The following is a 225-nucleotide window of genomic DNA, read 5'->3' as shown; positions in this document are numbered from 1 at the left end:
CTTGTAGTGGAACTGCTTCTGCACGTCCTCAGGCACGAGATCCGGGACCCGCTTCACCACTACGACGACGCCCGCCACCGACCTGGCGCCCTCGGCTGCGGCATAGGCCAGCTGCTCCACATGGCCCCAGCTCGAATAGTAGAGCACCAGGATCTTCGCCATTGCATGTCCTCCTTTGCAGTCTTCCGTCGGAGGACAGATGTGGCGGCGCGGGAGAGTTCCAAC

General features: G+C 62.7%; 1 protein-coding gene. It reads right to left on the bottom strand.

All coding sequences use genetic code 11. The features are described from left to right. Nucleotides 1-162 (bottom strand): flavodoxin domain-containing protein (locus EQG76_RS33600; RefSeq protein ID WP_407925559.1); only part of this gene is annotated, 162 nt, incomplete at its 3' end. Between the last annotated feature and the right edge of the window lie 63 nt (nucleotides 163-225).

The sequence above is a fragment of the Geminicoccus flavidas genome (genome assembly GCF_009806515.1).
Lineage (GTDB): Bacteria > Pseudomonadota > Alphaproteobacteria > Geminicoccales > Geminicoccaceae > Geminicoccus > Geminicoccus flavidus.
This window is presented reverse-complemented; position numbering and strand designations above follow the sequence as displayed.